The sequence below is a fragment of the Bradyrhizobium sp. Kon58 genome, assembly GCF_055807455.1.
This window is the reverse complement of the sequence record NZ_JBVVOT010000012.1, coordinates 1-14,166: the sequence shown is the minus strand read 5'-3', so window position 1 is coordinate 14,166 and position 14,166 is coordinate 1. Positions and strand designations below refer to the sequence as shown.

Annotated in this window: 13 protein-coding genes and 2 pseudogenes; 10 read left to right on the top strand and 5 right to left on the bottom strand. The window is 64.0% G+C overall.

Going from position 1 to position 14,166, the window contains the following annotated elements; all coding sequences use genetic code 11:
- Positions 1-46: 46 nt before the first annotated feature.
- Positions 47-1,375: an omega-aminotransferase AptA gene (aptA, locus tag AC0L20_RS20445; RefSeq protein WP_473291433.1), complete on the bottom strand. Its 1,329-nt coding sequence runs from the start codon at positions 1,373-1,375 to the stop codon at positions 47-49.
- A gap of 149 nt (positions 1,376-1,524) precedes the next feature.
- Between aptA and AC0L20_RS20440 the strand changes: the two genes are divergently transcribed.
- Positions 1,525-2,073: a cupin domain-containing protein gene (locus AC0L20_RS20440; protein ID WP_007600574.1), complete on the top strand. Its 549-nt coding sequence runs from the start codon at positions 1,525-1,527 to the stop codon at positions 2,071-2,073.
- 140 nt (positions 2,074-2,213) lie between these two features.
- Positions 2,214-2,366 carry a hypothetical protein gene (locus AC0L20_RS20435; RefSeq protein WP_473291430.1) on the top strand — a complete coding sequence of 51 codons (153 nt, stop codon included), beginning with the start codon at positions 2,214-2,216 and terminating at the stop codon, positions 2,364-2,366.
- A gap of 43 nt (positions 2,367-2,409) precedes the next feature.
- Here AC0L20_RS20435 and AC0L20_RS20430 read toward each other — a convergent pair.
- A pseudogene (locus tag AC0L20_RS20430) lies at positions 2,410-2,787 on the bottom strand (molybdopterin cofactor-binding domain-containing protein); the annotation flags it as partial.
- Between the two features lie 456 nt (positions 2,788-3,243).
- On the bottom strand, positions 3,244-4,026 hold the full coding sequence (locus tag AC0L20_RS20425; RefSeq protein ID WP_473291428.1) for an SDR family NAD(P)-dependent oxidoreductase: 783 nt from the start codon (positions 4,024-4,026) through the stop codon (positions 3,244-3,246).
- Positions 4,027-4,199: 173 nt separating this feature from the next.
- On the opposite strand from AC0L20_RS20425, the gene AC0L20_RS20420 reads away from it, so the two are divergent.
- The 5 genes from AC0L20_RS20420 (at position 4,200) to AC0L20_RS20400 (ending at position 9,057) form a co-directional block, all read left to right on the top strand.
- The gene (locus AC0L20_RS20420) at positions 4,200-5,375 is read left to right on the top strand and encodes a zinc-dependent alcohol dehydrogenase (protein ID WP_473291425.1); all 1,176 of its coding nucleotides are present in this window, start codon (positions 4,200-4,202) and stop codon (positions 5,373-5,375) included.
- A 12-nt stretch (positions 5,376-5,387) separates the two neighbouring features.
- Complete coding sequence (locus tag AC0L20_RS20415) at positions 5,388-5,930, top strand: hypothetical protein (protein ID WP_247286916.1); 543 nt, start codon at positions 5,388-5,390, stop codon at positions 5,928-5,930.
- A gap of 42 nt (positions 5,931-5,972) precedes the next feature.
- A complete protein-coding gene (locus AC0L20_RS20410) occupies positions 5,973-7,577 on the top strand; it encodes an alpha-amylase family glycosyl hydrolase (protein ID WP_473291422.1) in 1,605 nt (534 codons plus the stop codon).
- Between the two features lie 143 nt (positions 7,578-7,720).
- On the top strand, positions 7,721-7,900 hold the full coding sequence (locus AC0L20_RS20405; protein ID WP_007603181.1) for a CsbD family protein: 180 nt from the start codon (positions 7,721-7,723) through the stop codon (positions 7,898-7,900).
- Positions 7,897-9,057: a DUF305 domain-containing protein gene (locus AC0L20_RS20400; RefSeq protein ID WP_473291419.1), complete on the top strand. Its 1,161-nt coding sequence runs from the start codon at positions 7,897-7,899 to the stop codon at positions 9,055-9,057. Before AC0L20_RS20405 ends, AC0L20_RS20400 begins: the two co-directional genes overlap by 4 nt.
- A gap of 12 nt (positions 9,058-9,069) precedes the next feature.
- Here the strand turns inward: AC0L20_RS20400 and AC0L20_RS20395 are convergent, their stop codons facing one another.
- A complete protein-coding gene (locus tag AC0L20_RS20395) occupies positions 9,070-9,678 on the bottom strand; it encodes a cysteine hydrolase family protein (RefSeq protein WP_473291417.1) in 609 nt (202 codons plus the stop codon).
- A gap of 33 nt (positions 9,679-9,711) precedes the next feature.
- Positions 9,712-12,033: an FdhF/YdeP family oxidoreductase gene (locus AC0L20_RS20390; RefSeq protein WP_473291414.1), complete on the bottom strand. Its 2,322-nt coding sequence runs from the start codon at positions 12,031-12,033 to the stop codon at positions 9,712-9,714.
- Positions 12,034-12,249: 216 nt separating this feature from the next.
- Here AC0L20_RS20390 and fdhD point away from each other — a divergent pair, with 216 nt between their 5' ends.
- The 3 genes and pseudogenes from fdhD to AC0L20_RS20375 all read left to right on the top strand — a co-directional run.
- Entirely contained in the window at positions 12,250-13,023 is a 774-nt protein-coding gene (fdhD, locus tag AC0L20_RS20385; protein ID WP_473291411.1) for a formate dehydrogenase accessory sulfurtransferase FdhD, read from the top strand.
- Positions 13,024-13,176: 153 nt separating this feature from the next.
- Complete coding sequence (locus AC0L20_RS20380; protein ID WP_354209357.1) at positions 13,177-13,806, top strand: DUF1326 domain-containing protein; 630 nt, start codon at positions 13,177-13,179, stop codon at positions 13,804-13,806.
- 66 nt (positions 13,807-13,872) lie between these two features.
- Positions 13,873-14,166: pseudogene (locus AC0L20_RS20375) on the top strand (DUF2182 domain-containing protein); the annotation flags it as partial.

Here is a 14,166-nt window from a genome sequence, read left to right as displayed (position 1 = left end):
ACGCTCGCCGCTGCAAGAGGGAACTCCGCAACGGCGAGAGCAATTATCAGGCCACCCGCTTGATGGCATCGCCGAGGATCGACACGATATCGTCGATGTGGCTCTTCTCGACGATGAGCGGGGGCGACAGCGCAAAGCTATCGCCGCTCATGCGGAAGTACAGCCCGCGATTGAAGCAGTCGACCATGACGTCGTAGCCACGCACGCCGACCGTACCGTCACGCGGCGACAACTCGACCGCGCCCATCAGGCCGCAATTGCGGATGTCGACGACGTTGGGCAGGCCCTTCAGCGAATGCAGCGCATCGCGCCAGTATTCGGAGATCGACGCACCGCGCGTCAGCAGGCCTTCGTCCTTGTAGATGTCGAGCGTCGCGATACCCGCGGCGCAGGCGACCGGATGCGCCGAATAGGTATAGCCGTGGAACAGCTCCATCGCGTTCTCCGGGCCGACCATCAGGCCGTCGTGAACCTTGCGGCTCGCAAAGACGGCGCCGCAGGGAACGGTGCCGTTGGTGATGCCCTTGGCCGTCGTCATCATGTCAGGCGTGACGCCGAAGAAATTGGCGGCGAACGGCGTGCCGAGGCGGCCGAAGCCAGTGATGACCTCGTCGAAGATCAGGAGGATGCCGTGCTTGTCGCAGATCTCGCGCAGGCGCTGGAGATAGCCCTTCGGCGGCGGCAACACCGCGGTCGAGCCCGGCACCGGCTCGACGATGACGGCAGCAATGGTCTCGGCGCCGTGCAGGGCCACCAGCCGCTCGAGATCATCGGCGAGCTCGGCGCCATGCTCGGGCTGATCCTTGGCGAAGGCGTTGCGGGTGAGATCGTGGGTGTGGCGGATGTGGTCGACGCCCGGCAGCAGGGTCGCGAAGGCGCGGCGGTTGGCGACCATGCCGCCGACCGAGGTGCCGCCGAAGCCGACGCCGTGATAGCCGCGCTCGCGGCCGATCAGGCGCGTCCGGCTCGCCTGGCCGTTGGCGCGATGATAGGCGAGCGCGATCTTCAGCGCGGTATCGACCGACTCGGAGCCGGAATTGGTGAAGAAAATGCGATCGAGGTTTTTCGGCGCGATCTCGGCCAGACGCTCGGCGAAGTCGAATGCCAGCGGATGGCCCATCTGGAACGACGGTGCGAAATCCAGCGTCATCAGCTGGCGCTCGACGGCGGCGGCGATCTGCTTGCGGCCGTGGCCGGCATTGACACACCAGAGGCCGGCGGAGGCGTCGATCACCTTGCGGCCGTCGACGGTGGTGTAATGCATGCCCTCGGCCGAGGAGAACAGGCGCGGCGCCTTCTTGAACTGCCGGTTGGCCGTGAACGGCATCCAGAACGAGTCGGTCTTGATGGTGTTCGGAATCTGATGAAGGGTCACGGGCCACGCTCCTTTGCTGACTTGCTACCAGAGGCACGGCTTGAAAAGCGCAACAAGTCCTTTTCTGACGGGCTGCAAGCCATTGATTTGACTGGGGCTGCCGGTCCATATTTGCGCGATCCGCAACACCTGCAACACGGGACAGGGACATGAGCGTCGATATCGGTGGACGGCTGCGATTCATCCGGGCGCGCCAGAAGCTGTCGCAGCGCGAACTCGCCAAACGCGCCGGCGTCACCAATTCGACGATTTCGCTGATCGAATCCAACCAGATGAACCCCTCGGTCGGCGCGCTCAAGCGCATCCTCGACGGCATCCCGATGGGGCTCGCCGAGTTCTTCGCGCTGGAGCCGGAGAGCCGGCGCAAGATCTTCTACCGCGGCGAAGAGCTGACCGAGGTCGGCAAGAAGCCGATCTCGTATCGGCAAATAGGCGACAATCTGTTCGGTCGCAGCCTGCAGATCCTGAAGGAGCGCTACGAGCCCGGCAGCGACACCGGGCGCGTTCACCTCGTGCATGACGGCGAGGAAGGCGGCATCGTGATCTCGGGAAAGCTCGAAGTCACCGTCGAGGACGAGCGCCGCATTCTCAATCCGGGCGATGCCTACTACTTCGAGAGCCGGCGTCCGCATCGCTTCCGCTGCGTCGGCGGCAAGCCGTGCGAGGTGATCTCGGCCTGCACGCCGCCGACGTTTTGAAGTTGTCCGCAATCCTACGGAGCCACCGGTGTCTTACGGAGCTTGAGCCATCTCAATTTCCGCAGCCTGATCCTCTATAAGTTTCGAGCCATAGCCAAGCAGCCTCCGCTTTCCGGAGCCGCTTCGTAACAGGGCTCGCTATGAAGATCACGCTCGCAAATGCAGAGGCCGCACTCGATGAAGTGCAGCGCGACAGCGACAGGCTCCATTCGGAGGAGCTGCGCAAGACCATCGCGAACTACATCGAGGCGCAGCGAGAAGCGCTCAAGGCTCTTCGCAAGAAGCTGCATTAGCACGCGGCGGAGCGAGACGGCCTCGCCCGCCGCTGCTTAAAGCCTAGGTCAGCAACTCCTCGATCCGGATCGGGAAACGGCGAACACGCACGCCCGTCGCATGCCAGACGGCGTTGGCGACTGCCCCTGCACTGCCGGTGATGCCGATCTCGCCGACCCCCTTGATGCCGAGCGCGTTCACGTGCGGGTCGTGCTCATCGACCGTGATCACGTCGAGCGGCGGCACGTCGGCATTCACCGGGATATGGTATTCGCCGAGATTGGCGTTCATGATCCGGCCGGTGCGGCGGTCGGTGATGGCTTCCTCGTGCAACGCGAAGGACAGGCCCCAGATCATGCCACCGAACAGCTGGCTCTGCACCATGCGCGGGTTGACGATGCGCCCCGCGGCGAAGGCGCCGACCATGCGGGTGACGCGGACCTAGGTCACGATCAGTCCGGAATTCCACGACGTGCTGATCCTGGAGAAACCGATCGATCTGCCGGCGATGGCCCACACGCTGGCCGCGCTGATCGCCGATCCGCACGGTTGAGCCGAACGGCGATCAGAGCAAATGCGCGAAAGCGAGCCAGGCGGTCACCGCCAGGCACAGGAGCACCGCAGCATAGGGCAACGCGATGCGCATAAGCAGCCCTCCCCGCCATCAGCCCATCATCATCCAGACGATCGCCGCCATCATGATGAGAAAGCCCGTGATCGCCGTTGCGACAAAGGCCTGTTCGACGCGATCCATCGGCATCACAAGCCCCCTTTCTCCAGCCGAACCAGTCTGGGGGCTCGGGGAGCTTTGCGCATTAGGCTATGTGAATCGGCGTGCTCCTTTGTAGGTCCGCGGGATCGGCCGCACCGCCCAGCAGAGATTGCGAGGGCATTGTCCTACGACTTCGCCGTGCCCGGCTCCGCCATCTTGCGATGCTGCTTGGCCAGCATCTCATTTGGCGTGACGTTGGCGATGGTGGTCTGAAGCTTGTTCTTCATTCCGGTTACGATGTCGGACTCGCCGCGCAACATGGCGTCGAAGCCGGCCTTCGCGACGTCGTAGGCACTGTCCTTCGGCTCGGTGCCGACCTTGGTGTCCATCATGTCGGCGCGGCGGAAGAACTCGGTTTCGGTGGCGCCCGGCATCAGACAGGTGACGGTGACGCCGCTGTCGCGCAGCTCCTCGCGGAGCGCGAACGAGAATGAATCGAGGAAGGCCTTGCTGGCGTTGTACACCGCCTGAAAACTGCCAGGCGTGAATCCGGCGATCGAGCCCGTGATGAGGATGCGGCCCGAATTGCGGCGGAGCATCTCGTTGCCGGCGCGATGGATCAGATACAGCGTACCGGTGATGTTGGTGTCGACGAGGTGCTTGATCCTGGCAAAATCCTGGTCGAGGAAGGCCTTGCCGAGGCCGACGCCGGCATTGGCCAGCAGCGCGTCGATCGGCCGGTCGCCGACGGCGGCGCAGAGCTTGTCGACGCCTTGCGTGGTGGCGAGATCGGCTTCGACCGCCTCGACGCTGGCACCGAGCCTGCGGAGATCGACAGCAACCCTCTCGATCTCGGGCTCATCCGCCGCGATGACAAGGTTGAACCCTCCTTGGGCGCAACATCTGGCGAGTTCCAGGCCGATGCCGGTGGAGGCGCCGGTGACGACGGCGAGTTGATTGGCGGCCATGAGCGTATCCTTCGCTTGTCCTTGAGATGGGATTGATGACGCTCCAATCGCCGCGGTGGCCGCTCGTTCCTATCGGGCCGCACGCCGCTGCGGCGCAAAGATTTTGCACCGCGCGATAGCAACCATCGTTCGTTGTTCGACTTGGATGCCTCGTAGCTCGCGGGAGAACTGAGATGAAGGCGCTAGTTTGGCACGGCAAGGAAGACATACGCTGCGACACCGTCACCGATCCTGAGATTCAGGACCCGCGCGACGCCATCATTAAAGTCACGAGTTGCGCCATCTGCGGCTCGGACCTGCACCTCTTTCACAACTACATTCCGGGCATGCTGCCCGGCGACATCATGGGCCACGAGACCATGGGTGAAGTGGTCGAGGTCGGCTCCGGCGTCGACGGCAAGCTGAAGAAGGGCGACCGCATCGTCGTGCCCTTCACGATCATTTGCGGCGAATGCGATCAGTGCAAACGCGGCAATTTCTCGGTCTGCGAAACCACCAATCGCAAGCGCCATTTGGCAGACAAGGCGTTCGGACACACGACAGCCGGCCTGTTCGGCTACACGCATCTGACCGGCGGATATCCCGGCGGCCAGGCCGAATATCTACGCGTGCCGTTCGCCGACGCCACCCATATCAAGGTGCCCGACGGCATACCCGACGAGCAATTGCTGTTTCTCAGCGACATCTTCCCGACCGGCTGGCAGGCCGCCGCGCAATGCGACATCGAGCCGACCGACACGGTCGCGATCTGGGGCTGCGGGCCCGTGGGACAGATGGCGATCCGCAGTGCCATTTTACTCGGCGCCAACCAGGTGATCGCGATCGACTGCCTGCCCGAGCGGCTCAGCATGGCGGAAGCCGGCGGCGCCACCACCATCAACTTCGAAACCGAAAGCGTCCTGGAGCGGCTCGAGGAGCTCACCGACGGCAGAGGCCCCGAAAAATGTATCGATTGCGTCGGGATGGAGTCGCATGTGATGGCCTCCCTGCCCGACACGCTGCTCGACCGCGCCAAGCAGATGGTGATGGTGGAGAGCGACCGACCGCACGTGCTGCGCGAGATGATCTATGTCTGCCGCCCTGGCGGCATCATCTCGGTGCCGGGCGTGTACAGCGGATTCTCCGACATGCTTCCGATGGGCGCCTTCATGAACAAGGGCCTGCAGATGCGCACCGGCCAGACCCACGTCAACCGCTGGACCGACGACCTGCTCCGCCGCATCGAGGAAGGTCAGATCGATCCGTCCTTCGTCATCACCCACACCGTCCCGCTTAGCCAAGGCCCCGAGATGTATCAGGTGTTTCGCGACAAGCGTGACTCCTGCGTCAAGGTCGTGCTGAAGCCCTGAGGAGCAAGAGCCATGTTTCATTTCTCCAACATCGTTCGCACCAAGGGCGATCCGAAGATCGTCGAAGGCGGCCCGAGCCTGAAGCGCCCCGAAGACCAGCTCGCGCGTGCGCTCGGCTGGTTCAGCATCGGTCTCGGCGTCGTGGAATTCTTCGCGCCGCGACGCGTCACGGAAACGCTGGGCATGGAAGGCCATGAGACGCTGGTCCGTGCCTTCGGCGTGCGCGAGATCCTGGCCGGGATCACGACGCTCTCGGTCGAGAAGAACGCCGGCCTGTGGGCTCGCGTCGGCGGCGACGGCCTCGATGCCGCCGCGCTGCTTTCGGGGCTGACCGCGGACAATCCCAAAAAGGGCAATATTGCACTGGCGCTGCTGATGGTCGGCGGAATTGCAATGCTCGACTACCGCGCCGCGCAGGACACCAAGCCGCGGCGGCCGCCGCGCGACGCACGGCGCAAGCTGTATCCGAACCGCAGCGGCTTTCCCAAGGGCATCGAGAGCGCCCGAACCGCGGCCAAGCAGATCGCAGCGCACGCCACGGCGGGGCGCACCTGAGGAAGCAAGACGAGGTAATGCAAGACGAGGTGATACAAGACAATGAACGAGGCGTCCCGTAACGAAGGTGCGTGGTGGGAATCCGCCGTCATCTACGAAATCGCACTGATCTCGTTCCAGGACTCGGACGGCGACGGCAAGGGTGATCTCGCCGGCCTGACATCACGGATCGACTATCTGAAATGGCTCGGCGTCGACGCGGTGTGGCTGACGCCGATCTACAAGAGCCCGTTCCGCGACCTCGGCTACGACATCTCCGACTACTGCTCCATCGACCCTGCGTTCGGCAGCCTCGAGGCGTTCGACCGCCTGCTCAAGGCCCTGCACGCGGCCGAGATCCGCCTCATCCTCGATCTCGTCCCCAATCATACTGCGAACGACCACGCATGGTTTGTCGAGAGCAGCAGCTCACGGAACAGCGCGAAGGCCGATTGGTATATCTGGGCCGACGCGGCCGAGAATGGCGGTCCGCCCAACAATTGGCTGAGCCGCTTCGGCGGCAGCGGCTGGGAATGGTGCGAGGCGCGACGGCAATATTACTACCATTCCTTCCTGGTCGAGCAGCCCGATCTGAACTGGCGCAACCCGCAGCTGCGCGCCGCGATCGCCGATGTCATGCGCTTCTGGCTCGATCGCGGCGTCGACGGCTTTCGCGTCGATGCCAGCGCCGTCCTGATCAAGGACGCCCTGCTGCGCGACAATCCGCATAACCCGCAAGCGAAAGGCAAGCCGCCGCCGCAGCGCCAGACGCCCGTCTTTACCGACGATCGGCCGGAGACGATGGATTGCATCGAGTTCATCCGCGAGGTGATCGATGGCCATCCAGGGCGGATGTTGTGCGGCGAAGTCCAGGGCAAGACCGACCGCATCGGGCACTTTTACGGCAACGACCGCCCGCGCCTGCATTTGCCGCTCAATTTCGCGCTGCTGGACTCGCAATGGGACGCGTTCTCGCTGCAAGCAACGATCGACGCCTATTTCAACGCTATCCCGGATCATGCTTGGCCGGTCTGGGTGGTCGGTGGCCACGACAAGCAGCGGATCGCGAGCAAAATCGGGGACGCGCAGATGCGGGTGCTGGCGATGCTGCTGATGACGCTGCGGGGAACGCCGTTCTTCTTCATGGGCGACGAGATCGGCCGCAAGCGCGTTCCCATTCCGCCCGACCGCGTCCGCGATCCCTTCGAGAAGCTCGTGCCGGGGTATGGCCTTTGCCGCGACCCCGAACGCGCGCCGATGCGATGGGATGAGAGCAGCAACGGCGGCTTTACAACCGGCGATCCATGGCTGCCGCTGGAGCCGCCCGACGGCGCGGCCAACGTGGCCACCCAGCAGCGCGACGGGCGTTCGATCCTGGCGCTGTTTCGCGCGCTGATGACGCTGCGGCGCGAGCAGGCGTGCCTGCGCCAGGGCGGTTACGAGCCGCTACGCGCGCAGAACGACGTTCTTGCCTACAGGCGGACGGGTGACGGCCGCGACATTCTGGTCGCGCTCAACATCGCCGCCGAGCCGCGGAAATGGCATTGGCAAGGTCGCGGCCGCCTGCTGATGTCGACGCATCTCGATCGGTCGTCCGAGCCGTTGCCGGACGCCTCCATCCTGCTCCGCGGCAATGAAGGCGTGATCATTGAACTCGAGCCACGATGACGGCCGAGGAACCATCCGCGCGTCAGAGAGTCTCATTCAACGCTTCCGACGCCCCCTGCCGGAGGCTGAATAGACGAAACCGCGGCCCTGGCGCTCATCCCCCTTCAAGCGCCGGGGTAGCGGCGTGAGCCTGGAGGCGGACCATGAGCAAGACCAAGGGCCTCGGTCAGCGGATCGCTGGCAAGGCGAAACAGGCCGTAGGCGAGATCGTCGGCGATCAGGATCTCCATGAGGAAGGCAAGGAGCAAGCGGAACGCGGCCGGGACGAACAGAGCAAGCCGAGCGAGCTCAATCCGTTGAAGAAACTCAATCAGCTGACGTGAACGCCGCGGGGCCGTCAACCATTTCCAGTCCAATTCGCCCCGGTGATGAAGGCGCCTCACGGCGACGCTCGCGCTGGATCGCCGCGGCCGAACTCGGCCTGATCAGCAGCACCTTCTCGACCATCGTCAGCCAGCTCTTCGCCGCGCGCATCGGACGCGATGCCGCCGTCGACTGGATGACGGTCGCCGCCATTCCCGCGCGCGATTGGGCGATCAGCGCAGAGCCGTCGTGGAGCGCGATCCTTGCCGGGATCGCCTTCCACCAATGGGCCGACTTCTCCTGGGCGCTGGTGTTCTTCGGTGTGCTCGGGCGCTGGACCGCCGACCTGCGTCCGCTGACGATCCTGCTGCTCGCGCTGCCCTGGGCCGTGTTCTCGTCGAGCATGGAATGGTTCGTGCTGGTGCCGCTGTTTCCGTTCTGGCAGCCGCTGTTCACGCTGCAGCAACCCTACTGGATCGGCCTGCTCGTCCACGGCTCCTCGGCCGTGATGTACCCCCTGTTCGCCCGGTTGCGCTGGAGGCGAGGCGCGGCACCCGCGCGCGATGTTCGCTTCACCAATGCCTGGATCACCGGCGCGCTGGCTTTGATCGCACTGCTCGGCGCGACCGCGTTGTTCGGCAGCCATGGTTACGAGCCGCCATGGATGGGCCGCGACAGGGACGCGGACCAGACTTACATCCGTCACATGACCGCGCATCATGCCCAGGGCATCGCACTGGCGCGGATCGCCGCGGAGCGCGCGCAGGACCCGCATCTGCGAAAGCTGGCGATGCTGATGGTCGCAAGCCAGACCGGCGAGAACCGGATTTTCGAGACGTGGTGGCTGAGCTGGTTCGACACCGAGATGCCCGATTGCAGCACGGACGAACGTGCCGCCATGCCGGGCTTCCTGACGCAGGCCGAGATGCGGCAGGTCAGGGCCGCGCCGGCGGACCAATTCGACATGCTGTTCGTCGAAACGATGAGCAAGCATCATGCCGGCGCCGTCAGGATGGCCGACCAGATGTGGCATAGCGGCGGCGATCTGCGCCTGCGTGTGATGGCCCACGCCATCCGCCACGAGCAGCAGGGCGAGATCGCGCTGATGCACGGCGCCAGCGGCATTGCCGCCGTTGCCACCGCCTTCCACAACATGCTCGGCGACAATGTCAATTGAGCGGATCGTCCCCTACTCCCGCCAGAACTCCGCCAATTCCTCGGCGGTCATCAGGTCGACCTGGCCGTGAAAGCGGGTGCGGTACATCGTCATGAGCGCATCATGGCCGACGTCGGACGAGCTGCACAACGCATCCTCGACGATGACGACCCGAAAGCCGAGATCGACGGCGCTCAGGACCGTCGAGAGCACGCAAACGTCGGTCTCTGCGCCCGTGATCACGACCGTGCCGACATTCTTCTCAATGAGCAGGCTCGCGAGGCCGGGATTGCTGAAAGCCGAATAGGCAGGCTTGTCGATCACGGCCGCCGGCGGAACGAAGCGGCTCAGGGCGGGCACGAGTTCAAGGCCCGACGGCGGAAGATGTTTGCGGGTCGCTTCGCGCCAGCGACGAAAATAGCTCTGCCACTGTCCGGGCCGATCCTCCGGATCTTCCGGCGTGATGAATCGCGTGAAGATCGTTCTGGCCTGATGGCGCGAAACGATCGAGGCGATCGTCGGCAGAACCCTCGCCATCCAGGGCGTCTCCCAGAGACCGCCGGGAGCGAAGATGTTCTGCATGTCGATGCACAAGTGAACGGCGTCGCTGATGTCGGTCACTTCCGACGCGCTGTCTCTCATCGTCCTTCACTCCTGTGGGCTGATCGACGGCGCTCACGACGCCGAGATCGGAGCCTCTCCGCTCTCGACGATCTCTGAAAGGATGTCCTTGAACAGACGCACCGGAATGGATTTTGCCGCAGGGACCTTGCTGCCCTCCGCCTGATGCCAGAGCGGAATGAGCACGTTGCACTCCGGATAGTAAGCCGCAATGCTCCTGCGGGGGATGCCATAGGGGACGATTTGGAGCTCGCTCAAGCTGCGCGTGACGCCATCGCCCGCCTCCGTCACCAGCGTGACGGTATCTCCTGCTTTCAACCCGTCTTCCTCCATGTCAGCGGGATTCATGAACACGACGTAGCGGCCGCCCTCGATGCCGCGAAAGCGATCGCCTTCGGCGTAGATCGTCGTATTGAACTGTCCGTCCGCGCGCAGTGTCATCAGCTCATAGACGCCGTCGGTCTCGCGGGGCGGCGCGAAGGCCGACTTTGGAACGGTGAAATTCGCCTTACCGTTCGGGGTCTTCCACTTCCGATCTCGCGCGGCGAGCGGCCGCGCAAAGCCGCCGGGTTCGAACAGGCGCGCATTGAAGTCCTTGAATTGGTCGGGATAGGTGCGCTCGATGGCGTCCCGAACCCGTGAATAATCGGCGACCCAGGCGTCCCAATCGATCTTGGGATTGGGCTTCAACGTTGCCTTCGCCAAGGCGGCGACGATCGCCGGCTCCGACAGGAGATGGTCGGCCACCGGCTTGCGCTGGCCGCGCGATCCGTGAATGCAGGTGGTGGAATCCTCCATCGACACCGCTTGTTCGCCGCTATCCTGCCGGTCGATCTCGATCCGGCCGAGACACGGCAGCAGATAGCTGACCTCGCCGGGCACGAGGTGAGTCCGGTTGAGCTTGGTCGCGATCTGCACCGACAGGCGCAGGCCCGACCACGCGGGCTCCATCAGGGACCGCTCGGGAACGGCGCGCAGGAAATTGCCGCCGAGGCTGACGAAGCCGCGAATTTCACCCTTCAGAATGCTCTGGCAGGCCTCGACGGTGGACAGTCCCTCCCATCGCGGCGGCTCGAAGCCGTAAAGCTCCGCAAGCTTGTCGAGCGGCACCAGCTTGGTCTTCTCGGAAATGCCGACGGTGCGCTGGCCCTGCACGTTGGAGTGGCCCCGGATCGGCGAAATGCCCGCGCCGGGCTTGCCGATATTGCCGCGGAGCAGCAGCAGGTTGACGATCATCTTGTTCGTCTCGACGCCGTGCTTGTGCTGGGTGATGCCCATGCCGTAATTGGCGATCACGGCCTTGGCCTCCATATAAGTGTTCGCGGCCTCGCGCAGGGCACCGCGCGAAAGCCCCGAGGCCCGTTCGATCTCCTCCCAATCCTGTGCACGGCAGAATGCGGCGAACTCCTCGAAGCCGGCGGTGTGTTGCCGGATGAATTCGACATCCACTACGCGCGCAGTTTCATTTTCCCGAGCGAGGTCGTCCGCCTCGATCACCCATTTGCAAATCCCGATGATCGCCGCCGCGTCGCCGCCGACCCGCACCTGATAATATTGCGAACTGATGCGCGTGCCGCCGGCGATCATCTGGACCGGATTTTGCGGATTGGCGAACCGCTCCAGGCCGCGCTCGCGCAGCGGATTGAAGGTTATGATCGGCACGCCGCGCTGCGCCGCCTCCTGAAGCGGATGCAGCATGCGCGGCGCGTTGGTGGTGGTGTTGTGGCCGAAGAAGAAGATGCAATCGGTGGTCTCGAAATCCTCCAGCAGCACCGTGCCGACCGGAACTCCGATCACCTCCGGCAGCGCCACCGACGTCGTCTCGTGGCACATGTTCGAGCTGTCAGGGAAATTGTTGGTGCCGTACATGCGGCCGAACAATTGGTACATATAGCTGGTTTCGAGCGAGGCACGTCCGGACGTGTACATCACGACAGAATGGGGATCGAGCCGGTTCAGCTCGGCGCCGATATCAAGAAAGGCCTCGTTCCACTCGACCGGAAGATATTTGTCGCTTGCCCGGTCGTAACGCATCGGCGTCGTCAGGCGCCCCTGCTCCTCCAGTTGATGATCGGACCAGGTTCGTAGTTCAGCCAGCGTATGTTGCGCAAAGAACTCCGGTGTTGCGGTCTTGCGCGTAATCTCCCAGGCGGTCGCCTTGGCGCCGTTCTCGCAGAACTCGAATGGACGTGGCTTGGCCGGCTTGGCCCAGGAGCAGCTCACGCACATGAATCCATCGGGCTTGTTCTGCTTGAGCAGGATCTCGCTGCCGAGAATGGCGACCTCTTCCTGCGTCAGGATGCTTGCAACGGCTTTGAGTGAGCCCCAGCCACCTGCTGGCGCATCATTGTTCTCGACCTTTGCCTTTTGCCTCATGGCGTTTCCTTCAACCGCAAGCCCCGCACGCAAAACCCAAGATGCGATGGCAAGTTCCAAGCGTTGGGAACCTTGCTCCGGTTTGTGCGTCGATGAATCGACGTAGGGCGAACACCCATGCACGGCTCTCGATCCGGCGCACCCGATCGCGCATCCATGCCCACGGCATCCGTGAGAATGCCCCGGCTCACGTCGAGCGGGACGCAGGATGAGCGGATGCTGGCTGAGGAATGTCCCGTGGCACTCGTCTACGACGGAACTACCGTCGCCGTTGTGATGGCAACTCCCGCCGACTTAACCGACCTCGCTGTGGGATTCAGCCTGACCGAAGGGATCATCGGCGACATCGGCGAGATCGAGGAGCTCACGGTCGTTCCCGGTCCCGACGGGATCGAACTGCGGCTATGGCTGCGACCGAACGCCGGGCGACGGCTGAAGGAGCGACGGCGACATCTGGTCGGGCCGACGGGTTGCGGCCTATGCGGCATCGACAGCCTGCGCGAAGCCGGCCGGATCGCTCAGTGTGTCGAGCAACCGGCGAGCCTCACGCCGGAGCAGATTAGCGCGGCCATCGCGGCCCTCACCGAGTCACAGATCCTCAACCACAAGACACGCGCCGCTCACGCCGCGGGTTTTTTCCGGCCAGGCAGCAAGACCATGATGGTGCGCGAGGACGTGGGGCGCCACAACGCCCTCGACAAGCTTGCCGGCGCTCTCGCCATCGAAGGCGCATCCGGCCGCGCCGGCGCCGTCATCCTTACCAGCCGGATATCGGTCGAGATGGTGCAAAAAGCCGCCGCGGTCGGCGCCGGCATCGTCGTCGCCATGTCTGCACCGACCGCGCTTGCGGTCCGAACGGCGGAGGCCAGCGGCATCACGCTCGTCGGGATCGCGCGGGGCGACGAATTCGAGATCTTCAGCCATCCGGCACGGGTGTTCATGCCCGCGGCCACGCAGATCGAGCCGGAGTTTCGACCGCAGGCAAACTAAGGGAACCCGGGCATGAGGGATTCGCCGCGCTCACCCTCTCGACGTATGTCGATGGTGGAATCGGCTTGCGGTGCTTCCCCACGAAGCGTAATTTTCAACTCTACGTAGCTCATTCGAAAGCATCTATCGGGTTCGGCCAAGCGGGAGACAGCAATGGCGGATGTCCCATGGCACCTTTCCGGTGACTATTTCGAGAATTGCAGTTGCAGCATCGTGTGTCCCTGCCTGGTGTCGGCGGCGCCTCCGTTGACCGCGCGACCGACCGAGGGCTTCTGCAACGTACCGCTGATCTTCCACATCGAGACCGGCCGTTATGGCGATATCGCGCTTGATGAGCTGAATGTGCTCGTCATCCTCCACGCACCTGGGGTCATGGCAGACGGAGACTGGTCGGTGGCCGCCTATATCGATCAGCGCGCCAACGATGACCAGACCGAGGCCCTGGCTGCAATCTTCACCGGCGGTGCCGGCGGTCCCATGGCCGCGTTCGCGCCGCTGATCAGCAAGAACCTGGGGGTGCGCAAGGTCCCGATCACGTTCCGGATCGACGGCAAGACGCGGTCCGCGGAAATCCCCGGCATCCTGCACATGTCCGTCGATCCGCTACCGACCATGCATCCGAGCGGCGAGATGTGGACGAACATCGGCCATCCGGTCAGCCCCGACGCCATGGTGATGGCCGTCGGCGCCGCCGGCAATACCTTCAGCGATCATGGCATGCGCTGGGACAATTCCGGCAGGAACGGCCTCTATGCGCCGATCCGCTGGTCAAACCAGGCGTGACGTAAACTCCCGATAAGCCGCCCGCATCAGCGGCCGGCAACATCGATCGCACAACATCGATCGCAAATGACGGACAGCCCCCTGGAAGCCGTGCTGCGGCGCGATCGCTGGATCGTCGGCGGCGCGATCGTCCTCATTGTCGTGTTGGCATGGAGCTATGTGCTCTGGCTCGCCAACGACATGGACATGGGCGGCATGGACATGGCTGAATTCCGCATGATCCCGGCGGGGATCGGAATCATGCTGCCAGCCGACGAGCCGTGGCGAACGATCGAGTTCGCCTATGTGTTCCTGATGTGGGCGGTGATGATGGTCGGAATGATGGCTCCCTCGGCCGCGCCCATGATCCTGATGTACGCC